The following is a 25,277-nucleotide window of genomic DNA, read 5'->3' on the forward strand; positions in this document are numbered from 1 at the left end:
TCTTATCATCAGGAGTCACCTCCTGTTTGATATGTTTTGTAAGCTTTCAGGATTATCAATCCTGTAGTAAGTAGGACGAGAACCGCACCAAGTAAATAGTGCATCTTCACGCCACTACCACCAGTCTCAGGCAAATTATATTGCTTCTGAGCTTTATTTTTAATGGTAATATGACCATCTTCAGAATCCGTCGCCATAACAATCGGATTTGTCGAGGTTTCAAAACCATTTGAATAACTAGTATCATAGCCAGAAACGGGCGTTTCACGAACATAGTATTTATAATCTACTTCATTACCCGAAGTATTTTTACCAGAAACAGGCAATCCCTTGTACGTTCGAGTCCAATCATCATCGTGAGTCAATGTCTCACCTGATTTATAGACTGTCTCAGTAGAATTGTCTTGACTATCAGTCGCAACTTGAATCAAGTCGTAAGTGATTGAGCCATCAGAACGCTCAGTTTTCCTACCGTCAGCTCTTAGCCATTCTTTCTTAACGGTTAAGTTCGTTTGCTTGATTTTTTTATTCGGAACCAAATCAAGTCCAGGGGCATTTGACAAATCTTTGACCTTCCCTTTAAGTTCAATTGGGACAAAATCTAAATTTGTATCAACTTTACTATAAGTAAAGTAGTACTTAGTAGGATTTTTAGGATCTTCATATCCCGCAGGAGCTTTGGTCTCTACAACATAGTAAACAACTTCATACTGATATTTTTGTTTGCTACCAGAATTAGTAATGTGAATTTCACCATTCTTATCAGTTGTATAAGTGGCTATAGCTTTTTTATCATTACCGTATTGATAAACTTTGAACTTAGCTCCTGGTAGTGTGATACCAAAGTTTTTTTCATCAACTTTAGTCAAGGTATAAGTCCCTTTAGAATAAACATTACCACCACCAGATTGTTCGAGATATTGATAATGCGTTGTGGTTTCTGATGTTCCCTTATTGACCCCTTCTAATTTTGCGGTGTTTTTTGCATCAAACCACTTACCATCATTAGCATCACTAATTTGGTAGTTGTACTTCAAAGTATAATGACCAGAGTCTGGCAAGGTTACTGTTATAATACCATATCGAGTATGAGTAGGATAGTCTTTTAATCGAGCAACATCTTTATAGGTCCAAGACCATGCAGAATTTGGAACAACATTACCATTAGCATCATAGAGAACCACTGAACTTTGAAGTAGTGTATAAGTAACATGCTTTTTGTAATACTCAATCGTATCTGTCAAAGTTAATGTATCTGATCCACTCGCTAAATCTTCAGCTTGGGAATTAATATCTACAGAATAATTCAGTACATGGGTATAACCAACCGAATCCGTATTAACCGATTCTTTGTTTTGGTTATTAGTTTCACCAGTTTGAACCTTACTAATCTTTGTAGAATCACTACCTTCAGATGGCGATCCTGGATTATCTTTCCCAATTGTGACAATTTGTGTTTGGTCATCAGAATCATAATCTTTTCCATTTACAGAAACTGTAACGGTATTAGTCAAATTAGCCGTTACTTTTTTCCCAACTTCTGGAATATTATTGTAAGTTGTTGTAACAGTTATCCAGAAGTCTTTGTCACCCGCAATATTATTAACAAGTGTATCACTATTAGTAGACTTAAAGTTCAAAGTAATTTTATTACCTGATATTTCACCAGACAAACTAATATTTTTAGTTCCCCAGTTATCATCACCACCAGTGATTTTACCACCTTTTAGCGATGCTGTAACTAGACCATTATACTTACCATATGTTAAACCTGTTAACGATACACCATCTGGTAACGTATCAGTGATAGTCATACTTTTCGCTTTTTGTGCACTTGCAAGGTTAACTTTGATTTTCCAAGTAACAACGCCATCTTCACTGTTTTTAGTCGTTGTTCCTGGATTACCATCGCCATCCATTTTAAGAACCTTTGGAGAAAAGTCTGCTGAAGCTGAAGAACCTTCTGAAGTAATTTTATTACTTACAATCTGCCTATTATCAAATTTAGCTGTAGAATCGTATTGGAAAAAAACCACCTCTTTTTGCTTTGGATTAAAATCCTTAGTCAATTCAATTTGGAATTCTGAATAATGAGCATCGTCATCTAATTTATCATAGTCAGTATAGGCATCCCAACCATTCTGACGTGCCTTTAAAGTGAACCCTTTTTTAAATACTTTTTCAAGATTTTGATACAAACCTTTTAATTGTGCTTTTGTATACCAGTGATGTTTAAAGTCTTGACTATACGGATCCATTAGAAAATCTCTGAACTTTGTTCCTTGCTTAATCACACCACTAGATGGCATCGTTATTGTTACCTTCCAAGTAATGATTTTAGTATCAGAATCTGATCCATCTTTTTCACCAACAACCGACTTGCTCAAACCACCTGTTCCCGACTCAGATCCTGAACCCGAACTTGAACCAGGAACTGTCACTGTTTCTTCATCTGAGGTCTGGTCACCATCATCATCTAGTATTGCCTTATTGGTTATCTTATTTTGTCCCCACTCTAAGTTAGTCGCCTTTGTGGTATAAGTGATAACATACGATTTTGTATTTGATTCCTTACCTTTTTGCCCACTGAAACGAATGTAGGCAACCTTGCTGAAATCCTTTATATTATCATCCAACTGTTTATTATTGGAATCATAATAGTGGAAAGAACTTGATGCACTGCTACCGTCTTTCAAGGCAACCGTTATTGATGTTGCATCCTTAAAGAAATCATCCTTCAAAGTGGCACCGCCAATGTCGTTTCCGTCAGGGTTAACTGTAATCTTCCAAGTAATTAATCCAGTTTTGTCATCATATTTACCAGTTTTCTTAATGTCATTCAATTTCAAAGTAACTTCACTAGAACTACTCTTAGATACTTTATCATTGTCATTAGTCTTAGAAGTAGCTGTCACTTCATTTTTTACTGAAACCATAGAACCAACTTTAAGTCCTGATAATTTATAGCGATAAGTAATTGTGTAGAAATGACCAATTGCCTGACCATTTGAGGCAATACCACCAGATGTTAACTGCGGTAAATTCAATGACCACTTTCCTTTTGATTTATCAAATTTAGGAGTGGCAGAAACATCCTCAGTTTTTGTTACATTACCAGAACTTCCAGTATAAGTTGATTTTTTAACTGAGATGTTATCGACACTAGCTATTCCTAATTTCTGTAGTGAAGAAAAATCAGAAATAGCATCATTAACATCAATCGTTGATGGCGTTCCATTTAAAGAATCAACTGTAACCGTATAAGTAATGTAAGGTGTATCTCCTTCATATTTTAATTTACTTTTCTTCTTGGTATTGATATCATAATTCTTTGTGATATTTTGTTCAGTAATAGTTACATGCACCCTATCAGAAAAGTCTGCAACATAATCACCGTTATCATTCTTCGCAATACTTTTCAACGTCATGTCATAATATAAATCACCATCTACTGACGTACTAGATGCTAATCTACTAACATAGTCATCATTGAAATGTATTAACATATAGTACCTTCCTTTTTCATCTTGATGGAAGTGGAAAGTACCTGCTTTATTTCCTGATCGGTCCAAAACATTATATTCTTCAGATGTGTTCACAATAACACTTTCAGGAAGACTTAAATAATAATCATTTCCCTTAACTAAATCTGCCTGACTTAAATTTGTAAAATCCAAAGTTAATTTCGTTGTCACTTGATTTGTTGCCAAATCCAACTTAGTAGAATTAGTATCAAAACTATAGTTTGTCAAATACCCTGAAAAGTCAGCGTATGTTACTCCTGCTAAGGTATAGATTGAAAATGTATTTGATTTGAAATCAATACTTTCAACAGCCCCATCGCTGGTTTCCTTAATGTCTGTATCTGTCGATTCAGTCAAATCTTGAACTTGATTGATATCGTTGTCCACGAAGTGGTACAACTTCCAACCAGCTTGTTTGTCATCGCTGGTAGATAAGTCATTCTTGAAATTCATTGAAACCTTAACATCTTTGCTTGGTTCAACTTCTCTGCCATCATCTGTGACAAATGAAATATCATAAGAATGAGCTTGTGACAACTCTTGCTTGCTTTCGCTAAGAAGTGTTGTCAATTTATTATCAATGGCACTTGTGTCTTCAACAGGCTTTACTTTTAATTGAACTGGTTCTGAAAACGTATTGTCTTCGTAAGAGACATTTACGGTGATATCAGATGTCTCAGCATTCAAAGTACCTGCCTGTGACATGTCCTTTTTTTCTTGACTTGACTCAGTCGATGTCGTTTGTGAGGAATTTTCAGTTTGATTAGTTTCTTGGGAACTTGCCGCCGTTGATTCAACTTGCGAAGAACTACCATCTTGCGATTGAAAAACAGCTGAGCTATTTCCCGTACTAATCGTTAGGGCTGGTAATATCAGCAAATAAGTTGTACAAAAAACAATAACAACAGATAGCGCCAGAGCAATCTTTGCAATGATGCTATCTTGGACTCGCTTTTTTATTAAAATCGCTAGCTTTGCCCAAAGCTTTACCATAAAATCCCTTTCTAAACATAATTTATTAACTGTCTAAACAATTGCCACATACAAATTATGACTAAATCTAAATTTTAGTTTCCCAACTAACCATCCAGAGTTTAATCAATTGCACCCATGCGAGATAGTGGCCAAATTCTTAGCGTTAGTTTCCCAACTAACTGTTCACTGTCTACTGGACCAACGGTTTTATTACGTGAGTCGATTGAAACTTTTCGGTGATCTCCCATCACGAAATATTTCCCATCCGGCACCTGATACGGAAGTTTGATATTTGTCTCTCCGTAATCTTTCTCGCCTTTTTGTAAGTAAGGCTCATTTAACTTTTTACCGTCAACAGTGACATTCCCTTTTTTATCAACGTTAACCCATTGACCTGATGTCGCAATCACACGTTTTACAAGAACTTTATTATTGTAATAAAATGCAACGACATCACCCTGCTTTAAATTTTTCTTACTAACAGAAACTACCATGTCTCCAGCTTTCAAAGTCGGAGTCATTGAATTTCCATAAATCTGTAAAACAGGAAGCCAAATTGTCGCAATCAGTACAGCTAACGCTGCCACTGTCAGTAGCGTAAAAACCGTGCTGCGAAGAGTGCGAACATAACGTTCACGATATTTAATCTTTCCTAATTCTTTTGAAAGGTCATCAGCTTTCGGTAAATCAGTTAAATTGATTTTCTGTGATTTTTTTTCAAATAATGGTTTCATTTTAAAAATCCCAGCATTCTACGCTTTATTATCTATATTATTTTTGGCATCTGCCATACGTTTTACATTATAAAGATACGTATCCGCTGCTGCCTGTGCTTCCTCAAAAACTTTACTAATTGCCAAGGCTGCTTCAGCGATGGAACCCGCATCAGTGACTTCAAGCTCACGACGCTCAAGTTTACCTTCAAGTTCTTTTACTTGATCTTGAAGCTCTTCAATTTCTTTAGCCTGCTCTACAAGCAGCTCAAACAAATCTGAACGACGAAGTTTTCTTAATTGTTTAGCATCAAGCACGTTAGGACCTCCTTTTTAGTATTCGTTTTTACATAAAACTTGCATAATTTTAAATGTATATTTATTCTAATTTTAAAAAAATAAAGACTAGATAAACATTTTTTCATTTTGTCGTTTTATATATCTAGACGTTTTGAAGAACATTATAATTTTTTTTCGCGATTTTGAAAAGGGATTTTGTACAAGTGATACTTTTTTTAATATTTTGTTTCCTAGTTCTAATTTTCTTAATGTTTCGTCCTCTATCATTGTTAGGAAAGCTAACAATGATAAATATCTAAAGTCAAATATTGTTAATTTCGTAGGATTGATGTAGCTTATTTTTTAGCTTTATGTTACAATGCTAAATTGATTAGGTATAATTTTTGGTCTTTTCAGAAATATTACATCGTTCAAGTTGAGGATTGTTTATGGCAAATTTATCAAAAAAACAACACCAAGTCTCAGAAACAAAACACCGTTTATCAAAAGCACTTTATCTACTAATTACTGAACGACATTATGACGAAATCACTATCTATCACATTCTTGATAAAGCTGATATTTCACGACGAACATTTTATCGTTACTTTTACAGCAAAGATGATTTAATGGATTTCTGTCTAGAAAATTTTGTCGATGGATACTATCATCAGCGTGATAATTTTATCTTAGCAGAAAGTGCCGAAGATGTATTCTTAGTCACTTTGAATTTTATGTATTCAAATCGATTATTCATCGCATCACTTGTCAGAAGTGGACATTTTTCACTGCTATCAGAAAAATTAAATAAAAATTCCGCAAAAATCTACAAGAAAATCAACCTACCATGGTGCATCGATGATTCTGTAGAAAGTAACATCGACTATATCTCAAAAGGCTTATACGGCGCTTATCTTAACATTTTACAATTTTGGTTAACTAAAGATAAACCCGAAAAGCCTGAATTTATTGCTAAAAACTTATCCCTTCTTTTTAATTCTATTCCTGGTTACTTCAATGCCCCTTCAAAAGAACATACCCCGTTAAGAAATGAAAAGTAAGAGATATTTTTTTTATAATGTTTTCCTCGTTTTTACATCTTGACAGAAGTTTTGCGAGATATTGACAGAAAAAGCGTTAACATTGACAGAATTATCGCTTACATTATGTCAGAAGTTGACACAAGAATGATTTAGTTGACAGTTCTTGACACTTTTTTAAGCAAAAAGTTATCCACAGACTATCAACCAAACAATCAAAGATTAACCGTTCAGTTAAGTATAATTGCTTTTGATAACCTCGATTTCATACCTGTGCTCCCGAATAAACAGATCTCAGTCGATCTTGAAATAGATGAAAGCCAGTAACATTTTAATGTTATTGGCTTTTTGCATGAAATTTTCAAATCATTCCTGAATTTTTTATAAAAAAAACTAAAATAGCTTGAAAATTCTTCTTTTTTTACACAATTTGTTAACAGTTATTCACAACTTGTGGATAAATATGGTTATATATTGGGGATAACTTGTGTATAAACCACCAATAAATCCTTTAATATCAAGGGTTTTAAGCTATTCACAATTTTGATAAACAACCTGTGTATAACTTCTTCTTTTTGACATTTTCACAACAAAAAGAAGCCGATTATTCCCATCAGCTTCCCATTTTCACAACTAATAAGTCATTTTAGATTAAATCATCCCGACTAACTTGTTCAAAGTTTTGATTGCCATCGTTTAGTTTATCCCAAATGACAACTTTTCCAGCTTTCAGTGATTTTTGAACATCAATAATACGTTGATTTTCTGAACCACGGAACTGTAACATCAAGTTTTTCTTGGTAATGTCAAAACGTCCATCAACCAGAATATCAATCAAACTCAACATTTCAAGTTTATCTGGTGTTTCCTGCATCATTTCTTCCCAAGTATAGCCAGTCCATGACCAGATATCCTTTTCAGGAAGTTCACGGCGGACACGTTTTACCAGCGGTAAAAGAATTCCAGTATTCAAAAATGGTTCTCCACCGAGAAGTGTAAGACCTTGAACATAAGGTTGAGCCAAATCTTCCATGATTTGCTCTTCAAGCTCTTTTGTGTAAGGCATCCCTGCTTTAAATGACCAAGTCGCAGCATTATAGCAGCCTTTACAGTGGAACATACAGCCTGACACGTAGAGAGAATTACGAACACCTTCTCCATCAACAAAGTTGAAGGCTTTGTAATCCATGATTCTACCCTGACTCAAATTTTCTGAAGTCCATTCACCAGGTTTAGGAGTATTCCAATTTTTTTCTTCCATACTAGTCTTCTTTCTATTAATTTTCTAAAGATATCCAGTAACGTTCTACAGAATCTTGAACATCTTCCAATACACCACCGTTAGCTAATATAACTTTGCGGCTACCTGGATTATCATCATGACAAGTCACCAAAGCTTTTTTAATATTTTTCTTCTTAGCTTCTAGCAACCCCAAGCGTAACTGTTCTTTAGCATATCCTTTGCGGCGTTCTGATGGACGAATAGAGTATCCGATGTGTCCACCTTGCTTTAAAAGATTGTCATTAAGACGTAAACGCAAATGCAAAAATCCCAAAGCCCTGCCATCATCAGAAAACGAGACAAATTGGACCGCTGGAACAAACGTATCTGGAATATTAATTCCCATTTCACTCAAACGATTATCCTCAAGCCATTTTTCATAATCAAAGTTATCCACAGACCAGAAACCACCATCGTGGGCAGACCGGCTCGCTTCAAATTCTTTCATCATTTCAATAACTGCTTCTTTATCCGATAATTCAGGTCTTCGTAACTGCATAAGCTCACCTCTTATTTACTTTTCTTTTTAGCTTTTTCTAAAAATTGTGCTTTCAACTGGTTAACACGCGCTTTTTTGTCAGCTTTCACATTTGAATTTTTCTCGTGAAAACGTTCGACTTGCTGCATACCTTTATAGTCTAATTGGTATTTTCCCACGTTATTACTCCTTTCATCTTAATTATTATCAATATAACAAAGAAGCTGGGACAACTGTCTCCAGCTTCAATTATTTTATGAAACTGTCTAACAAGAATCTATGCTTTGTGCATGTGAGGATCACCAGGATTTTTAATAGTTGATCCGTTCATGTTTTTAACACGCGCAGAAATTTCTTTGTGACGGCCATTAACCATTGGACGAGCTTGAGGGTTTCCAAGATATCCACAAGTACGTTTAACAACGTCTACAGATTTTGGATCGCTGTTTCCACAGTTTGGACAAACGAATCCACGTTCTGTTGGAGTGAAGTCCCCTTCAAAACCACATTTGTAGCAACGGTCAATTGGAGTGTTAGTTCCAAGGTAACCAACACGAGTATAGGCATAATCCCAAACAGCTTCTAGGGCTTTTGGATTTTGTTGAAGAACTGGGTATTCACAGTAGTGAATGAATCCACCTGTCGCACCAGCTTCTGGATAAACTTTTTCAAAGTCTAATTTTTCAAATGGTGTTGGGTTTTTACGCACATCATAGTGGAATGAGTTTGTGTAGTATTCTTTATCTGTAATATCTTTGACAATACCAAATTTCTTAGTATCAAGACGGCAGAAGCGGTCTGTCAAACTTTCAGATGGTGTTGAATAGATTGAGAAGTGGTAATCATATTCATCTGACCATTCTACACAATATTCTTTCATCTTGCGGATGATATCCACTGTAAATTCTTTAGCTTCAGCATTTGTTTCCCAGTTTGGTCCGAAGAAAACTGTTCCGACTTCGTAAAGTCCGATGTAACCAAGAGAAACTGTTGCACGACGGTGACGGAAAAGTTCATCAACGTTGTCGTATTTGCCAAGACGTTTTCCAAACGCACCGTATTGGTAAAGAATTGGTGCATTTGCTGGAGTTGCTTCTTTGACACGTTCAACACGGTAAACAAGAGCATCTTTAGCAATTCCCATGCGTTCGTTGAAGATTTCCCAGAATTTGTCCATATCACCATTTGATTCCATAGCAATACGAGGAAGGTTAACAGTGACAACCCCAAGGTTCATACGACCTGAGTTAACTTCAACGCCATTTTCATCTTTCCAACCTTGAAGGAATGAACGGCATCCCATAGGTGCTTTGAATGAACCAGTCAATTCAACGATTTTATCGTATGAAAGCACATCTGGATACATACGTTTTGTAGCACATTCTAAAGCTAATTGTTTGATATCGTAGTTTGGGGTACCTTCTTCAAGGTTAAGACCACTCTTCAATGTGAAGATTAATTTAGGGAAGATAGCTGTACGGTGTTCGCTACCAAGACCTTTGATACGAATAGTAAGAATGGCTTTTTGAATTTCACGTTCAAACCAGTTTGTACCAAGACCAAAACCTAGAGAAGTAAATGGTGTTTGACCATTTGATGTAAACAAAGTATTGATTTCATATTCAAGACTTTGCATAGCATCGTAGATATCTTTTTTCGTTTTTGTACGTGCGTAATCTTCGCGACGATCTTCAGCAACCCATTCTTGGGCATCTTTCATATGTTTTTTATAGTTAAGTTCAGCATATGGTGCCAAAAATTCATCGATACGGTCTGCTGTACATCCACCATATTGGCTTGAAGCAACGTTAGCAATGATTTGAGAAATTTGAGCTGTCGCTGTTTGAATAGATTTTGGACTTTCAACTTCAGCATTACCAATCTTAAAGCCATTTCCCAACATTCCTTTAAAGTCAATCAAACAGCAGTTTGTCATTGGAGTGTATGGGCTGTAATCAAGATCGTGGAAGTGAATATCACCTTTTTGGTGAGCATTAGCAACGTGAGCTGGCAACATTTTAAGTCCGATTGACTTACCAACGATACCTGCAGTCAAGTCACGTTGTGTGTTGAAGACTTCACTGTCTTTGTTTGCGTTTTCATTTACGACCGTTTGATCTTTGTTCAAAAGTTTATCAATAGAAAAGTTGATATCTGTCGCCTGAGAGCGCGCAAAATCACGTTTTGTACGATAATTAATATATTCTTGAGCAATTGCGTATTCATTAGCTTCTAAAAGTTCATGCTCAACGATATTTTGAATCTCATAAATTTTAACGTTATCTTTGAAGCGGTCAAAAATTTCAGCAACGATATTGTCTGAAATACTTTCCAATTTTGCTTCGATAACTGGAGACATTTTTGTCACATTATTACTAGCTTTTAGCAAAGCATTATAAATCTTATCTGCATCAAAGTTTACAGAACGTCCATCACGTTTGATAACTTTTACAGTAGGCTGAGTAGCAATTTTTTCTTTTTCTAATGTAATCATATGAACACTCCTTCTTACTCGTCTATTATAACACGGGACAAAAAAAAATCAATATCTTGTGGTCACTTTTTTTGAAGACCACAAGATATTGCGTTTTTTCTTTATTTTTTATGATAGACGGTAAAGCCTGTAATACCGCCGATTTGGACCTTTTCGTAGTTAGAAGAAAAATTATTTTTAAGTGAATCAGAAATTTTTTGGTCCTTGTTGACCACAATATATGCCCCTAGATTTTGTAGTAGCTCATCTTCTAAAACTTTTTTATTAGCAGATTTAGCAGTATTAACTACTGGTGAAGTAAATTGTGAACTACTTGGGAGTTGACTATCGATACCAATCTTAGACGAATCATCCCAGACGTAAACAGTATCATCTTTAGACACTTCTTTTTCGAGATATTTTGCAATAGTTGTGCGTTCGCTATTAGCATTAACTGACAAGCAAGCATGTAAAATAGGCTGCCCAACACCAACTACTAATACCAAAATTGGCAAATAAAAGTGACGTTTAAGATAAAATCCAAAACTTCCAACATTGTCTGATGCTTTTCTGCGACGGTGTGATGTTTTAGTCAAACTACGTTGATATTGTTCACCCAAAACGATAGCAGTCAACACCAAACCAAAAGGCAGTGCTGCCAATAAGTTATAGAATTGATAACTTTGTGTAAATAAATCAATCGCAAAGAAGACGATAAAGACTAGTAAAATAAGCCATTTAGCTACTTTATCTTCACCTTTGACAACTTTTCCAAATGACACCGCACCAAGCAAAAGCCCTGATGCCAAAGCCAGTACAAGTTGGAACAACAATGTCAAAATCAAATTACCGTCACTTACTGCAAAATTAGTAAATTGGTAAACAATAGCTTGTGTAATATAAGGTGACAATACTTGCGCATTCAAGATAAAGTATCCAGCTGTGTAAAAGACTAAAATAGTCCCGAAAATGATACACAACAATTGGTAAAAACCACGCGCAAAATGTCTTTGTTTCAAATTAAAGACGATAATTGTTAGGAAAGAAAGCACCCAGAACACCAAAGTACGTGGTTCTAGAAGCATAGCTGCAGCGCCCGCAAATCCATATAAAATAAAAGCTTCATCCTTGATAATATCAGCAAAATATTTTGTTAAGAACCACAATGAGACCATAACAAAAGGCATTGCAAATTGGATAGGATACAAACCACCAAAACCAAGGGCAACATTAAGTAGATAAAAAGCCCCACTAAATGCCACTGCCACACGTTGGCTGTTGGTGAAATAATTAACCAATTTATAGAAATAAATTCCTGATAAATAGAAAGTAACGATTTGAATTGGAACTAACCACAACGTTGAACCAAGGTAATAAGCCAAGGCGATCACTGCATAATACAAGAAACCACCTGTCGCAAACATGTCTGTAAATGGAAGATGTCCTTGCGTAAACATTAATCCAATATAAAGATTTTGTGATTGTAGGCTATTTGCCATGTCTGTAAACATTGGCACAGCTACTGATAAGCAGCTCACTACAACACTCAATAACAAAATATAAAGTTTATGAGGTTGAGGCACCTTTGTTCGTCTAGAAGGTTCTAGATGGCTGCTAACTTCACCGATTTTACGAGATGAACGACTGTATGATGGCACAGCGGTCTGATCTACATTTGCTTGTTCTGATGTATTCACTTATTCTCTCCTTGAATTGTCATACTCTAAGTATAACAAAAACTAATCATTAGTCAATTTACTGAGGATAGCACAGTAAGCTAAAAGTTCCCTAAAACGGTGACGGCGCTTGGATTGGTAGCGTTTTAGGAAATCCTTTTCTTCTTTGCTTAAACGACTGTTTTTGTCCATAAAATACCCTCCTTTATTTTACTTATTCGTAAAATAAAAAAAGCCACTTTTGACTTCCTTAGTATAACTAACAAAAAAGAGGCTAGGATCACCCCTAACCTCTCATCGTACAAACTTAGTCTTCATCCAAGAAGCTGTTGAAAACTTCTTCAATCATATCCCATTCAGCATCTGAATCTTCAGGGATTGGTTGAAGATCGCCTTCAGTACCATCTTCATTTTCAGTGAATGAGTAAGCTTGAATTTCAATTTGACCTTGTTCGTCTTCTTCAGCACCTGCTGGTACCAAAAGAACATAGTTTTTACCAAATTCTTCGCGACCGTCGATTGTCAAAAGAATTTCAAAAAGAGTTTCATTTCCTTGTTCGTCTACAAGTGTAATAACTTCATGCTCGTGATCATGGTTATGATCGTGGTTATGGTTATGTGCCATAATAGTCTCCTTTAAATGAATTAATGATTAGATTAAAACATTCTATCTAAATAATTTTGCAAAATAAGCTGTGCAGCTAATTTGTCGATAACTTTTTTACGCTTACCACGACTAACGTCAGCCTGTTCTACTAACATACGTTCTGCTTGAACAGTTGTTAAACGTTCATCTTGATAATCTACAGGAATATTGAAAAGTTCTTTAATTTGGTCACCGTAAGCTTTACTTGCTTCTACACGAGGTCCTTCAGTATTGTTCATGTTCTTAGGTAAACCAACCACAAACTTATCAACTTTATACTGTTTAACTAACTCTCCAAGTCTTTCAAACCCAAACTCGCCAGCTTCTTCATCAATTTTGATAATTTCTACGCCTTGTGCTGTAAAACCAAGTGGGTCGCTAATCGCTACACCAACAGTCTTTGAGCCGACATCTAGTCCCATGATTCTCATTTCAAATCAATTCCATTTCCTTTGAGATAATAGCGGACAAGCTCTTCAACAATTTCGTCACGTTCGTATTTACGAATCTGATTTCTAGCATCATTGTAACGAGGCACATAAGCAGGGTCACCACTTAGAACATAACCTACAATCTGATTAATTGGGTTATAACCTTTTTCATCAAGAGAGCGATAAACCGTTGTTAAAGTTTCACTAATTTCTTTCTTGTTGCTATCGTCTAAATTAAAGCGTACAGTTTCATCTGTAAATCCCATACTTACACCTTCTTTCTAAATAGCTGTCACCAATTATTATAGCTTATTCACTAAGATTTAACAAGAATCTGACTTTATTTAACCAAAGTTTATTCAGATTCTTGATCATTTTCAGCAAAAGTGGTCAGAAAAGCTGACATAGAGAGGATGTAAACTTTTTCATTTTTACACTTTTTTAAGATTTATTTCATACTAATTAAGAGTTAAAAAAAGACACCAAAAGGCATCTTTTCTACTATATAATATATTACAAAGCTGCGCGAAGACGAGCTTCGGCATTTTCCACATTACGAATTGAGCGTGGCAAGAAAGCACGGATATCATCCTCTTTATAACCAACTTGAAGACGTTTATCGTCAATCAAAATTGGGCTTTTTAGGATACGTGGATTAGCTTGGATAAGGTCAATAACCTCACTTAAACTTAATTCCTCAATATCGCAGTCAAGTGCTTTTGCATAACGGTTTTTAGATGAAACAATACTTTCAATACCGTTTTCTGTTTTTGTTAATATCGCTAAGATTTCTTCTCGTGATAGTGGTTCTTTTCCTAAATTCTGTTCTTTATAAGGGAGCTGATGAGCGTTGAGCCATGTTTTGGCTTTCTTACAGCTTGTACAACTTGAAATTGTGTAAATTTTAATCATGTGCACTCTCACTTTCTATCCCATGATAGTTGTATTATAGCACACATACATAATGGAGCACATGGGACCTAAGACCTATTTTTTCGAAAAGTCAATTAAAAAGATTTATTTTTTTTGCAAAAATTAACGACTTTTGAGCCACAAATAACAAAAAAAGCCTGAAACGCATCGTTTCAAGCTTTAAAGTGCTTTCAAAATTATTCTTCAATTTCAATCGCATCATCCAAATCAAGAACAACTTCATCTACATTTTCAGTAGTTGCTGCTGATTCTTCAGAAAGTTTTGCTGCTTTTTCATCTTCAGTTTCTTCAACAAGTCCATAATGAACACGAACTTTGTGGTCGATTTCGTCAAAGATTTCTGGATGATCTGCCAAATATTTCTTAGCATTTTCAGAACCTTGACCAATCTTCTCACCGTTGTAAGAGAACCAAGCACCAGCTTTTTTAATGATATCCAAATCACTAGCGATTTTAATCAATTCACCAGTGCGTGAAATTCCTTCACCATACATGATTTCCACTTCAGCAGTTTTAAATGGTGGAGCAACTTTGTTTTTAACAACTTTGATTTTAGTTTCTTTACCAATGTTGCTATCTTTTTGATCACCAGTACCTTTGATTTGTGTGTTTCCTCGCACATCTAGACGAACTGAAGAGTAGAATTTAAGGGCACGTCCACCAGGTGTAGTTTCTGGGTTACCAAACATAACACCAACTTTTTCACGCAATTGGTTGATAAAGATGGCAATTGTTTTTGTTTTATTGATAGAAGCTGATAGTTTACGCATAGCTTGACTCATCATACGAGCTTGCAAACCAACGTGGTTATCACCAATATCACCATCGATTTCGGCACGTGGAACAAGAGCTGCAACAGAGTCGACAACAACAAGATCAACCGCACCTGAATCGATCAATTTTCCAGCGATTTCAAGACCTTGTTCTCCTGAATCAGGTTGTGACAAAAGAAGTTCATCAATATTAACACCAAGGGCTGCTGCATAAGCTGGGTCAAGGGCATGTTCAGCATCGATAAAGGCTGCGATACCGCCTTCTTTTTGAGCTTGTGCTACAGCATGAAGGGCAACAGTTGTTTTACCTGAACTTTCAGGACCATAGATTTCAATGATACGTCCTTTAGGGTAACCACCTGCACCAAGAGCGATATCAAGAGCCAAACTACCTGAACTCATCACTTGAACTTTTTGTTCAGCGCGTTCGCCAAGGCGCATAACAGCTCCCTTACCAAAATCTTTTTCAATTAATTTCAAAGCATCATCAAGTGCTTTTTTACGCTCATCACCGAATTTCTTCGTGATAGCTTCTGTTTTCTTTGTCTTTTTAGCCAAATTTTTCCCTTTCTGTTTGTTCAAACTAGCTCTATTATAGCAGAATTTAATCTTGTAATAAAGCTTGACGTACTAAGTTAAATGCATACAAACATGCAATATGACGCACATCTGAACGGCTTCGTCCACCTATGAGAACACGAATAGAATGAACTTTTTCTCTAGTAGCAATACCAATGAAAACTGTTCCCGCTGGGTGACCTTCTAAGCTATCTGGTCCTGCAACTCCTGTCAATCCAATCCCAAAATCAGCATCTGTTAACTTGCGAGATTGCTCAGCCATTTTTTCAGCTGTAAAATGACTCACAACCCCATGTTCTTGTAAATCTTTTAAAGGGATTTGAAGCATTTTTGCCTTTTCTTCAATGCTATAAGTCACAAAACCACCATTAAAAACTGCTGAAGAGCCTGAGAAGTCTGCAATACTTGATTGAAATAGCCCTGCTGTTAAACTTTCTGCAGCTGTGATAGTCTTGTGTTTTTTCTTAAGCAAATCAAAAACAACACGCGCCATACTATTGTCATCACCGTAACCATAAAGCAAATTCTCAAGTGGAATGCTATTTAAAGTCTTCTTAGAAAGAATTTTTTGCTCTAGCTGGTCTAGTTTTTCATTAGCTGATTCAATGTCGTCTGCTTTCGTTGACAAACGCAGCGTTACTTCACCTGTCTTAGCATATGGCGCAATGGTTGGATCGGTTTGGTTGTCAATCAAATCTGATAAAACAGTTACCAGTTGGCTTTCTCCAATGCCAAAGAAACGCAAAACACGTGAATAAAGTTGCTTATGGTCGCTAGATAACAAAGGCACTAAATAATCCCAGACCATGGGCTTAAGCTCACTTGGTGGGCCAGGAAGAACAACATAAGTGACGCCGTCAACTTCAATCACTCCACCTACAGCCAAACCAGTGCTATTTTGCAAAGGAGTTGAACCTTCAATTAGTTGAGCTTGGCGTTCATTGTTAGCTGTTCTTGTAAATTGAGGACGTGTCGCAAAGAACTCATCTAGACGTTTACTTGCCTGTTCGTCAAAGACCAGGTTACGCCCTAAATATTTTGCTAAGGTTTGCTTTGTCAAATCATCCTCAGTTGGTCCTAAACCACCACAGAGAACAACTAAATCGCTACGCTTACTTGCCAAATCAATGATAGACAAAAGACGTTCTTCATTGTCCCCAACTGCCGTTTGGAAAAAGACATCAATCCCTAACTTGGCAAATTCTTCAGATAAAAATTGCGCATTGGTATTTGTGATTTGTCCTGTTAAAATCTCTGTTCCTACAGCGATAATCTCAGCTTTCATAATTGCCACCTACTTATCTATTCGTAATTTAGTTTTATTCTATCAAAAAATGCTGAAAATTAATGACTTTTTGCAAAAAATGACAGCCTAACTACAGAAAAAGGCTGTCAACAATCTTTACAAACTTGTCAATTTCTTTTTATCTTAAAAAACACACCCAAAAGAGCAAGAAATCCGACAGAAGCCATGAAATTAATAGCCATAACCGTCTCAACGGCAACGATTTTCACCATAAAACTCAACAGACAAAGTAAAAGGATGCTTCCCAAACGCCCTACTGTCGATTTAAAAGAGACCAAAGACGAAATATTCTCAATCGACACCATTTTGTTAAAGTGATAATTTAAGATAAATTCAATGACATAAAAAACAAAAATGAAGATAAAATAAGCTGGCAAGAAAATGCCTAAGTGCCCTGAAAAGAAAGTTAAAGGCAGAAAAATGATCAATGGACTAAATTTAATAAGTCCAGCATGCTTCTTAATGCCTTCGATATTGATAGAATAGGAAAATAAGGTAATCACCTGAAAGGCGATGTAAAAAGCTGGGAAATAGCGGCTACTGATTCCCTTGCTTAAGAAAAAGGACTGCCACAACTGAAAATGCGTCTGAAAGAAAATCTGCGTTAAAAAATCAAAAATGAGAATGACACTTAGACGCGGTTGTCTGCGCAGCTCTTTAAAACTCTCTTGAATCTGCTTTTTAAGAACTGTGACATGACTTTCTTGCAAACCAAAAGACTTCGTTGTCTCCTTAAAAAAGAAAAAGCTAACCAAGGTTGAAGCCACTAAAAAAGTCGTTCCAAGGACATAAATATTGATACCGATGAATTGATAAAGGATACCACCTAAACTACTCCCAATTAGAAGCCCAATGATTTCCAAACGATTGCTAAGCGCCAAAAATCGTTGAAGGTCACTTTCACGGTGAGCCAGTTTTAATTGGTTAATAATATAAGCATCAAGAGTTCCACTATCAAGAGCGGCAGCTATCCCATAACAAAACCAAGCACCAAAAATCATGTAAAAGTTATGGCTGAAAAGCACAATCAAAAACATGACAATCAAAAATACCTTAGATAAGCTATAAAGATTTTTCCGTGAGTAGTTATCCGCCAACAAACCACTTGGAAATTCAAATAAGACAATCGCAATACTATAAGCAGATTGAATGAGTAAAATTTGCGATAAACTTAATCCCTTTGCCAATAAAATAACCGTTAAAATCGAATGTGGCATGGAGTAAGCTACTGTCACTAAAAAATTTGCTAGCAAATAAACAAAAGTATTTCTCCTAATGCTTGTCATCATCTCCACCTACCCTTGATTTGGTTTTCCTATTAAGATACAACCTTTTACAGGGAATGTCAACAAGAAATCCTTATTTTATCAAGCAATAGCACCAGTTTTTAAAGACAAGGTGTAAAGAAGCATTGACGCTACTTGACACTGATGTAAACTTTTTTAAAAACCATAAAAAGCACCTGAATGACGTTTTCAGATGCTTTATCATTATTTAAAATCACAGTCGACTTCATGGTCATTAACCAAACCTGCCGCCTGAAGAAAGGAATAAACACAGACAGGTCCGACAAATTTGAAGCCTCGTTTTTTTAAATCCTTAGAAAGCTCCTCAGATAAAGACGTGCTGGCAGGAAAGGTCGCATAATTCTCAACATCATTTACAATAGGCATGTTATCAACCCAAGACCAAAGATAAGCGTCAAAAGAACCGAATGCCTCTTGAACCTTCATAAACGCCTGTGCGTTACTTCTGGTCGCATAAATCTTACGACGATTTCGAACGATTGCTGGATTTTGAAGAAGAGCCCCAAGTTCATCATCAGACATCTGCGCTACCTTTGCCACATCATAATCATAGAAGGCTTGGTTAAATGAGGCGCGTTTATTAAGAATAGTTTCCCACGAAAGACCTGCCTGATACGTTTCAAGACATAAAAGTTCAAACAATGCTTGGTCGTCATGCAGTGGCTTTCCCCACTCCGTATCGTGGTAAGCAACATATAAAGGATTACTTTCTCTTACCCAACTACAACGTTTCATGTGAAACATCTCCTGTAATTCCTTGATAACTAGCCCTTCATCAACATCTTAAGGCTTGATTTGATGTATTGTTCTGCTGTTTCATTTGTGCCTTCAAAGAACTTACGAATTTTCTTAAGTTCTGCTGCTTTGTAGCCAAGTGCCAAAAGAGCTTCCATGGCTTCTTCAAGCTGCTCGTTTGCTGCCGCTTTGGTCTGAGAAACTTTGCCATTTTCCACAGAAACATCAACGAATTTTCCTGCCAAATCCAATACCATTTGTTGGGCAGTCTTTTTCCCGATTTTCGGAAATTTCATCAAGTATTTGATGTCGCTTGTGTCGATGGCATTGACCAAACCTTCATTATCATCCACTGCGATAATCGCTAGCGCAGTTGTAGGACCAATCCCAGAAACTGAAATCAGATTAAGAAAAACAGCCTTTTCGTCTTCAGTATGAAAGCCAAACAAAAGTTGAGCATCTTCACGAATTACTTGATGAAGGTAGACTTGGATATCTTGATTCATCAAATCTGAAAAGCTGTAAGGATTAGCAACATTGACAATATAGCCTAATCCCCCTGCTTCAATGACAATGTATTTCGCAGTAATTTTAGTTAATTTTCCTTTGATATAATCGTACATTTAGTATTTTCCTAACTCTCTTAAACTTGTATGATTTTCTTGAATACGACGGAACATTTTTTCCATGTCTGACTTGGTAAAATTAACAAGTACTGGACGTCCGTGTGGGCAGTTATAAGGGTTCTTACATTGAGATAATTGAACAATGAGTTGTCGGGCTGAATAGTCATCAAGAGTGTGATTAGCTTTAATTGAACGTTTACATGACATCATAATCGCTAACTCTGCACGATATTTTTTGACAGATACTTCATTCGTCAAAAGCAACATATCACACATTTCATAAACAGCCGATTCAATCTCCTCTTCTTTCATCCAAATAGGATGTTCACGAAGAATAAATGTATTATTCCCATATGGTTCTAGATTGATGCCAACTTGATTTAAAAGCTCCATTTTTTCTTGAAGCTTGATAAAATCTGCTCCAGAAAACTCAAACAAATATGGCATTAGCAACTGTTGTAATGAATCATCAACTTCGCCAATTTTGTCACGATAATACTCATACTTGACACGTTCCTGAGCCGCATGCTGGTCAATGATATAAAGCCCACCATTGCCTTGCGCAAAAAGATAAGTACCGTGCATTTGCCCAAAGTACTCTAACTCAGGGAAAGTAGAAACTTCCTCCTTATCAAGACTTTCAATCATGCGATTGATTTTCGTTTTATTTTTAAAATCAAGATCATCATGCTCATCATACGCTTGACCTGCCGCTGAACGCTGTGCATACCTAACTGAAGATTGCTTGTCAACTTGCTTGACAGTTTTGTCAACCTCATTAAATAACTGCGCTGGCTCTTCTTCAACCGTATCTGATTTCACAAAGAAATCGTGACGTTCCTTATCATAGTAAAGGTTGGATTGTTTTAAAGGCAGACTCGTTTGCTGAGGTTTTGAAAAACCTCGAGTACTTGACTTAGCTAGATTTTCAAGAGCATCTGGAATCAAATCTTGCTCACGCAAACTCTCTGCAATAGCTGAGCTAATTAAGCTCATGAGTTCTTTTTCTTTTGAGATACGAACTTCTTGTTTAGTTGGGTGAACATTGACATCGGCAAGATAAGGGTCGATTTGAATGTCAATGACCGCAATTGGGAAACGACCAACCATCAATTTTGATCCATAACCATCCAAAATCGCACGGTTGAGCAAGAAGTTTTTGATGTAGCGACCATTGATTAAAATTGTGATGTAATTGCGATTTGCACGCGTCAATTCTGGTAAGCTAATATAACCTGAGACTTCAAAATCAAGGTCAGCATTTGAGATTTCAATCATTTTCTTAGCTGTATTTAAACCATAAATACCAGCGATGGCTTGACGCAAATCACCTGTCCCAGAAGTCGTTGTCATTTGACGACCATCATTAATCAAAGTAAAGGCAATTTCAGGATGTGCCAAACTCAAACGATTGACCACATCAACAATATGTGCCAACTCTGATTGCAAGCTCTTCATATATTTGAGACGAGCAGGAGTGTTGTAAAAAAGATTTTCAACGGTAATTTTTGTCCCGACAGGTGTTGAAATTGGTTCTTGTCGCTCAATCTCGCCCCCCTTTGCCACTAAAAGCGTTCCATAGTGTTCATCAGCAGTCGCTGTTTTCACTGTAAAGTAGCTAATTGAGGCAATGGAAGGAATGGCCTCACCGCGGAATCCCAAAGTTCTGATACGAAAAAGGTCAGCTTGGCTTTTAATCTTACTTGTAGCATGGCGATGCAAACTTAAAGCCACATCCTCTTGAGAAATTCCCTCACCATTATCAGTGACTTGAATCTTCTTAAGACCTGATTCTTCAATCTCAATGGTAATCTGACTACTTCCAGCATCAATCGAATTTTCAACCAATTCTTTAACCACACTGGCCGGTCGTTCAATCACTTCACCTGCAGCAATCTGGTTGGCCAAAACCTCTGGCAACTCAATAATTTTACTCATAATTTATCTGATAGAATGCAGTTTTGAAGCGGCATTCCTTTTCCTTTCATTCAGGATTGTTTACCTTTAATTATAACACAAAGTAAAAAGGCAATCTGCTTTTAGATTGCCTCCTTATTTATAACATATTTTTCAATTCATAGATGACATTCATAGCCTGCATAGGTGTCAAGTTCATCAAATCAACTTTCTTAAGTGCTTCAATCACTTCTTGATTAGAAGAATCTTCTGCAAAAAGACTTAATTGCTCCACTACAGGTTCTGAAACTTCTGACTCAGTTGCTACTGGTTCACTGTCAACTTCTGCTGTCAAATGAAGCTGCGCAGCACCTGATTCAAGATTAGTTAAAATGCTGTCTGCACGCTTCAATAAGTCTTCTGGTAGGCCTGCAATTTTTGCAACGTGAATACCATAGGATTTATCAGCTGGTCCTTCTGCAATTTTATGAAGGAAAGTCACATCACCGTTACGTTCAAGGGTTGCGACATGGACATTGACAAGGTGTGTCAAGGTAGTTGACAGAGATGTCAACTCATGATAGTGGGTCGCAAACATAGTCTTAGCACCGATGTGATCGTGAATATACTCAATGATAGATTGCGCCAAAGCCATTCCATCGTAAGTTGCTGTTCCGCGTCCCAATTCATCAAAGAGAATCAAAGATTTGTCACTAGCACGTTTAATGGCTTGGTTGGCTTCCATCATTTCCACCATGAAGGTTGACTGACCTGAAATCAAATCATCCGCCGCACCGATACGTGTGAAAATCGCATCAAAAACTGGAAGACTAACACTCTCAGCAGCAACGTATGACCCCATCTGCGCCATGATAACCGTCAAAGCTAACTGACGCATATAAGTTGACTTACCACTCATATTTGGACCAGTAATCAGCTGAATATTGGTATTTCTGCCAAATGTGATGGTATTTGGGATATATTCTTGCGTACCCATGACTTTTTCAACAACCGCATGGCGACCTTTATCAATCTTAATTTCATGATTATTGTTGAAAGTTGGACGCACGTAATGATTATTTTCCGCAACCACTGCCAAACTTTGCAGAACATCGACTGTAGAAATAGCTTTTGCCAAATCTTGCAGACGTGAAATATAACGTTCAACCTGCGCACGAACACGCATGAAAATATCGTATTCTAGGCTTGCTGATTGCTCACGCGCCTCTAGCATTTCACCTTCAATTTTAGCCAATTCAGCCGTACCAAAACGCTCTGAATTCTTCAAAGTTGCTTTACGGAAGAAGTAATCTGGCACCAAAGAAAGGTTAGAATTTGTTACATGGAAATAGTAACCATCTTTTTTATTGTAATCAATTTTTAGGTTTGTAATACCACTTGCTGCACGTTCTTTGGCTTCAATCTCAGCAATCCAGCTTGTCCCTTCGCGCATGACTTTACGATATTTGTCCAAAGTCTCATCAAAACCAGTTCTGATAATACTTCCTTCTGTGATGACTGCCTGAGCATCTGGGTCAATAGCAGAGCTAATCAACGACTCTAGTTCTGGTAAAGTGTCAATGCTGTTGACAAGCTTGTCAAGATAAGGACTATCAAAAGACTCCAAGATAGCTTTAATCGTTGGCACTTGTCCCAAAGTGTGACCAAGTTGAAGCAAATCTTTTGGATTGGCTTTTCCAAATGACACACGACTAGCCAAACGCTCAATATCATAAACGCCTTTTAGACTATCCGTCAAATCACTACGTTCAAAGAAGTTGTCTAAGAAAACTTGGACAATATTTTGGCGTTCTTCAATTTGTTCTTGATTAACCAATGGACGATCAATCCAGTTACGCAACAAACGCATCCCCATAGCCGTCTTAGTTTCATCAAGCAACCAGTAAAGACTACCGTGCTTCTTGCTTGTGCGGGCATTTTCTAGCAAATCAAGACTTGATTTTGTCGTATAAGACATTTGAAGATAGTCTTTGATTTCATAGTGAACCAGCTTTTGCAGGTGACTGAGTTCACGTTTTTGTGTCGTATGAACGTATTGAAGTAATTTTTCAGCAGCAGAAATCTCTAACGCTGTTAAATTCGGGTCAATCAAATGCACATCTTCAAAACGCTCTTGTTCAAACGATAAAAGCAAGTTGAGTTGTTTAACCAGGCTGTGTTGCTCATCTTCAGAAAGGTCATAACCAACCACGATTTCACGAGCCTTGAGGTTTAAAATCTCACTTTTTAGACTTGTAAAATCAGACAAACTTGTCGCGTAAAACTCACCCGTTGACACATCCATGTAGGCTAAACCAAAAGTCTTGCCATCAGAATCAATAGCTACTAAGAAATTGTTGGCATTGTCAGGTTTAGAGGAATCAACAGCAGTTCCTGGTGTAATCACCTGAACGACTTCACGCTTAACCACACCCACTGCCTGCTTCGGATCTTCCATCTGCTCAGCAATGGCAACCTTATACCCCATTTCAACTAAGACATCAATGTATTGTTGGGCTGAATGATAAGGAACACCAGCCATCGGAATAGGATTGTCAGCATTTTTATTACGACTAGTTAAACTAATCTCTAAAATCTGTGCCGCCTTGACAGCATCCTCATAAAATAGTTCGTAAAAGTCTCCCATGCGGAAAAGTAAAAAAGCATCTGGATAGTCTTTTTTGACATCCAAATACTGTTGCATGCCTGGAGAAATTTTATCTTTTGCCATTACTTAACTCCTCGTTAATTTTCGTTTCCAAGCTATTTGTAATATATTGAACTAGGTCACTGGCATCCTGCATTTTTGCACGATAATCTTTGACAATTGGAAGGTCTGATAGTTCTTCTTGCAACTGGTCAGCTTGCTCACCAGCTTTTTTCTCAGCGTGCGCTTTATCAATCTTGTGAAAAAGCACAGCCTCCTGCTGATAAGCCTTCATATCTTTGACCAATTCTTCTAGTTCTGGAAAGTCCTTTATTTTTTCTTCAGCCTTTTGAAATTCGATGACGCTATCATGCTTTTTTATGACTTCTAGCAATCGTTCTACGGCTTCTTCATAGTTGCTCATAAGCCTGTTGACAAGTCACTTTCAAAGGCTTTTGCTGTTTCTTCATCTTTACAAATGACCAACAAAGTATCAGCGCCAGCCACAGTTCCTAAAATTTCAGCGATATCGCTGCTGTCAATCAAGTTGGCTAAAACATCTGCTTCACCAAGATTAGTATGTAACACCAACATGAAACCTGCACGAGCTACCTTTAGAATATATGAACGGATATTCGCTCCAAAAGTTGTCTCTGAAGTTTCTGATAGGCTGTAGTAGAGTTTTCCTGAAGCATCGCGCAATTTCAACAGTCCAATTTCACGAAGGTCACGTGACAAGGTCGCTTGAGTGACGTTAATGCCTTCTTCCTGCAAATGTCGCTTGATTTCCTCTTGTGTGCCGATATGGCCTGATTGAATCAAACGTTTGATTCGATTTTGACGTTCTATTTTATTCATTTAACTTTCCCTTTGTGTATATTTATCCTTAAAATTATACCAAAAAAATGGAATTTTTTCACCTTTCCTTGGGCTATCTTCCTTATAAAGTCTTAATTTT

Annotated in this window: 23 protein-coding genes; 1 reads left to right on the top strand and 22 read right to left on the bottom strand. The window is 36.8% G+C overall.

The genetic code is table 11. From position 1 onward, the window contains the following. Positions 1 to 8: 8 nt before the first annotated feature. From GPZ88_RS03895 to GPZ88_RS03905, 3 genes are all read right to left on the bottom strand, one after another. The gene (locus tag GPZ88_RS03895) at positions 9 to 4,517 is read right to left on the bottom strand and encodes a SpaA isopeptide-forming pilin-related protein (RefSeq protein WP_166043505.1); all 4,509 of its coding nucleotides are present in this window, start codon (positions 4,515 to 4,517) and stop codon (positions 9 to 11) included. Positions 4,518 to 4,618: 101 nt separating this feature from the next. Next, positions 4,619 to 5,233 (bottom strand): signal peptidase I, encoded by a 615-nt coding sequence (gene lepB, locus GPZ88_RS03900; protein WP_074639596.1) that lies wholly within the window; start codon positions 5,231 to 5,233, stop codon positions 4,619 to 4,621. Between the two features lie 18 nt (positions 5,234 to 5,251). After that, positions 5,252 to 5,530, bottom strand: coding sequence for a DNA repair protein (locus GPZ88_RS03905; RefSeq protein WP_157629462.1), 279 nt, complete (start codon positions 5,528 to 5,530; stop codon positions 5,252 to 5,254). Positions 5,531 to 5,940: 410 nt separating this feature from the next. Here GPZ88_RS03905 and GPZ88_RS03910 point away from each other — a divergent pair, with 410 nt between their 5' ends. Then, positions 5,941 to 6,552, top strand: coding sequence for a TetR/AcrR family transcriptional regulator (locus GPZ88_RS03910; protein WP_166043507.1), 612 nt, complete (start codon positions 5,941 to 5,943; stop codon positions 6,550 to 6,552). A 625-nt stretch (positions 6,553 to 7,177) separates the two neighbouring features. Here GPZ88_RS03910 and nrdG read toward each other — a convergent pair. The 19 genes from nrdG to argR form a co-directional block, all read right to left on the bottom strand. After that, positions 7,178 to 7,792: an anaerobic ribonucleoside-triphosphate reductase activating protein gene (gene nrdG, locus GPZ88_RS03915; RefSeq protein ID WP_024344423.1), complete on the bottom strand. Its 615-nt coding sequence runs from the start codon at positions 7,790 to 7,792 to the stop codon at positions 7,178 to 7,180. Between the two features lie 16 nt (positions 7,793 to 7,808). Continuing rightward, on the bottom strand, positions 7,809 to 8,312 hold the full coding sequence (locus GPZ88_RS03920) for a GNAT family N-acetyltransferase (RefSeq protein WP_166043509.1): 504 nt from the start codon (positions 8,310 to 8,312) through the stop codon (positions 7,809 to 7,811). A gap of 11 nt (positions 8,313 to 8,323) precedes the next feature. Next, a complete protein-coding gene (locus GPZ88_RS03925) occupies positions 8,324 to 8,470 on the bottom strand; it encodes a hypothetical protein (RefSeq protein WP_024344425.1) in 147 nt (48 codons plus the stop codon). A gap of 98 nt (positions 8,471 to 8,568) precedes the next feature. Continuing rightward, positions 8,569 to 10,785 (bottom strand): anaerobic ribonucleoside-triphosphate reductase, encoded by a 2,217-nt coding sequence (nrdD, locus tag GPZ88_RS03930; protein ID WP_021143292.1) that lies wholly within the window; start codon positions 10,783 to 10,785, stop codon positions 8,569 to 8,571. A 101-nt stretch (positions 10,786 to 10,886) separates the two neighbouring features. Further along, complete coding sequence (locus GPZ88_RS03935) at positions 10,887 to 12,461, bottom strand: glycosyltransferase family protein (protein ID WP_166043511.1); 1,575 nt, start codon at positions 12,459 to 12,461, stop codon at positions 10,887 to 10,889. 42 nt (positions 12,462 to 12,503) lie between these two features. Beyond that, positions 12,504 to 12,632 (bottom strand): hypothetical protein, encoded by a 129-nt coding sequence (locus GPZ88_RS10400; RefSeq protein ID WP_267887989.1) that lies wholly within the window; start codon positions 12,630 to 12,632, stop codon positions 12,504 to 12,506. A gap of 115 nt (positions 12,633 to 12,747) precedes the next feature. Further along, the gene (locus tag GPZ88_RS03940; RefSeq protein ID WP_006531413.1) at positions 12,748 to 13,065 is read right to left on the bottom strand and encodes a DUF1292 domain-containing protein; all 318 of its coding nucleotides are present in this window, start codon (positions 13,063 to 13,065) and stop codon (positions 12,748 to 12,750) included. A gap of 32 nt (positions 13,066 to 13,097) precedes the next feature. Beyond that, positions 13,098 to 13,517: a Holliday junction resolvase RuvX gene (ruvX, locus tag GPZ88_RS03945; RefSeq protein ID WP_020917593.1), complete on the bottom strand. Its 420-nt coding sequence runs from the start codon at positions 13,515 to 13,517 to the stop codon at positions 13,098 to 13,100. Further along, positions 13,514 to 13,783 (bottom strand): IreB family regulatory phosphoprotein, encoded by a 270-nt coding sequence (locus tag GPZ88_RS03950; protein WP_003066890.1) that lies wholly within the window; start codon positions 13,781 to 13,783, stop codon positions 13,514 to 13,516. Before GPZ88_RS03950 ends, ruvX begins: the two co-directional genes overlap by 4 nt. A 247-nt stretch (positions 13,784 to 14,030) precedes the next feature. Next, entirely contained in the window at positions 14,031 to 14,429 is a 399-nt protein-coding gene (gene spx, locus GPZ88_RS03955) for a transcriptional regulator Spx (RefSeq protein ID WP_004233512.1), read from the bottom strand. A gap of 197 nt (positions 14,430 to 14,626) precedes the next feature. Next, on the bottom strand, positions 14,627 to 15,781 hold the full coding sequence (recA, locus tag GPZ88_RS03960) for a recombinase RecA (RefSeq protein WP_039696214.1): 1,155 nt from the start codon (positions 15,779 to 15,781) through the stop codon (positions 14,627 to 14,629). A gap of 46 nt (positions 15,782 to 15,827) precedes the next feature. Next, positions 15,828 to 17,087: a competence/damage-inducible protein A gene (locus GPZ88_RS03965; RefSeq protein WP_166043513.1), complete on the bottom strand. Its 1,260-nt coding sequence runs from the start codon at positions 17,085 to 17,087 to the stop codon at positions 15,828 to 15,830. Between the two features lie 128 nt (positions 17,088 to 17,215). Continuing rightward, positions 17,216 to 18,394, bottom strand: coding sequence for an MFS transporter (locus tag GPZ88_RS03970; RefSeq protein ID WP_166043515.1), 1,179 nt, complete (start codon positions 18,392 to 18,394; stop codon positions 17,216 to 17,218). 204 nt (positions 18,395 to 18,598) lie between these two features. Then, complete coding sequence (locus tag GPZ88_RS03975) at positions 18,599 to 19,150, bottom strand: DNA-3-methyladenine glycosylase I (RefSeq protein WP_166043517.1); 552 nt, start codon at positions 19,148 to 19,150, stop codon at positions 18,599 to 18,601. A gap of 29 nt (positions 19,151 to 19,179) precedes the next feature. Continuing rightward, positions 19,180 to 19,773 carry a Holliday junction branch migration protein RuvA gene (gene ruvA, locus GPZ88_RS03980; protein ID WP_074869549.1) on the bottom strand — a complete coding sequence of 198 codons (594 nt, stop codon included), beginning with the start codon at positions 19,771 to 19,773 and terminating at the stop codon, positions 19,180 to 19,182. Beyond that, positions 19,774 to 21,714: a DNA mismatch repair endonuclease MutL gene (gene mutL / locus GPZ88_RS03985; protein WP_039696139.1), complete on the bottom strand. Its 1,941-nt coding sequence runs from the start codon at positions 21,712 to 21,714 to the stop codon at positions 19,774 to 19,776. It abuts the gene before it with no gap. Between the two features lie 118 nt (positions 21,715 to 21,832). After that, the gene (gene mutS, locus GPZ88_RS03990) at positions 21,833 to 24,403 is read right to left on the bottom strand and encodes a DNA mismatch repair protein MutS (RefSeq protein ID WP_166043519.1); all 2,571 of its coding nucleotides are present in this window, start codon (positions 24,401 to 24,403) and stop codon (positions 21,833 to 21,835) included. Next, entirely contained in the window at positions 24,390 to 24,743 is a 354-nt protein-coding gene (locus GPZ88_RS03995) for a YlbF family regulator (protein ID WP_039696136.1), read from the bottom strand. The genes mutS and GPZ88_RS03995 overlap by 14 nt, the downstream gene beginning before the upstream one ends. After that, a complete protein-coding gene (gene argR, locus GPZ88_RS04000) occupies positions 24,740 to 25,177 on the bottom strand; it encodes an arginine repressor (RefSeq protein ID WP_006531423.1) in 438 nt (145 codons plus the stop codon). Before argR ends, GPZ88_RS03995 begins: the two co-directional genes overlap by 4 nt. Positions 25,178 to 25,277 lie beyond the last annotated feature (100 nt).

Source organism: Streptococcus ruminicola (assembly GCF_011387195.1).
GTDB classification, from domain to species: Bacteria; Bacillota; Bacilli; order Lactobacillales; family Streptococcaceae; genus Streptococcus; species Streptococcus ruminicola.

Excerpts from the sequence above, each read along its gene's own strand:
- GPZ88_RS03970 (WP_166043515.1), bottom strand. The coding sequence starts at position 18,394 with ATGACAAGCATTAGGAGAAATACTTTTGTTTATTTGCTAGCAAATTTT.
- ruvX (WP_020917593.1), bottom strand. The coding sequence starts at position 13,517 with ATGAGAATCATGGGACTAGATGTCGGCTCAAAGACTGTTGGTGTAGCG.
- argR (WP_006531423.1), bottom strand. The coding sequence starts at position 25,177 with ATGAATAAAATAGAACGTCAAAATCGAATCAAACGTTTGATTCAATCA.
- spx (WP_004233512.1), bottom strand. The coding sequence starts at position 14,429 with ATGATTAAAATTTACACAATTTCAAGTTGTACAAGCTGTAAGAAAGCC.
- ruvA (WP_074869549.1), bottom strand. The coding sequence starts at position 19,773 with ATGTACGATTATATCAAAGGAAAATTAACTAAAATTACTGCGAAATAC.
- GPZ88_RS03895 (WP_166043505.1), bottom strand. The coding sequence starts at position 4,517 with ATGGTAAAGCTTTGGGCAAAGCTAGCGATTTTAATAAAAAAGCGAGTC.
- GPZ88_RS03950 (WP_003066890.1), bottom strand. The coding sequence starts at position 13,783 with ATGGGATTTACAGATGAAACTGTACGCTTTAATTTAGACGATAGCAAC.
- GPZ88_RS03975 (WP_166043517.1), bottom strand. The coding sequence starts at position 19,150 with ATGAAACGTTGTAGTTGGGTAAGAGAAAGTAATCCTTTATATGTTGCT.
- mutL (WP_039696139.1), bottom strand. The coding sequence starts at position 21,714 with ATGAGTAAAATTATTGAGTTGCCAGAGGTTTTGGCCAACCAGATTGCT.
- GPZ88_RS03920 (WP_166043509.1), bottom strand. The coding sequence starts at position 8,312 with ATGCAGTTACGAAGACCTGAATTATCGGATAAAGAAGCAGTTATTGAA.
- GPZ88_RS10400 (WP_267887989.1), bottom strand. The coding sequence starts at position 12,632 with ATGGACAAAAACAGTCGTTTAAGCAAAGAAGAAAAGGATTTCCTAAAA.
- nrdD (WP_021143292.1), bottom strand. The coding sequence starts at position 10,785 with ATGATTACATTAGAAAAAGAAAAAATTGCTACTCAGCCTACTGTAAAA.
- GPZ88_RS03940 (WP_006531413.1), bottom strand. The coding sequence starts at position 13,065 with ATGGCACATAACCATAACCACGATCATAACCATGATCACGAGCATGAA.
- GPZ88_RS03995 (WP_039696136.1), bottom strand. The coding sequence starts at position 24,743 with ATGAGCAACTATGAAGAAGCCGTAGAACGATTGCTAGAAGTCATAAAA.
- nrdG (WP_024344423.1), bottom strand. The coding sequence starts at position 7,792 with ATGGAAGAAAAAAATTGGAATACTCCTAAACCTGGTGAATGGACTTCA.
- GPZ88_RS03965 (WP_166043513.1), bottom strand. The coding sequence starts at position 17,087 with ATGAAAGCTGAGATTATCGCTGTAGGAACAGAGATTTTAACAGGACAA.
- GPZ88_RS03910 (WP_166043507.1), top strand. The coding sequence starts at position 5,941 with ATGGCAAATTTATCAAAAAAACAACACCAAGTCTCAGAAACAAAACAC.
- lepB (WP_074639596.1), bottom strand. The coding sequence starts at position 5,233 with ATGAAACCATTATTTGAAAAAAAATCACAGAAAATCAATTTAACTGAT.
- mutS (WP_166043519.1), bottom strand. The coding sequence starts at position 24,403 with ATGGCAAAAGATAAAATTTCTCCAGGCATGCAACAGTATTTGGATGTC.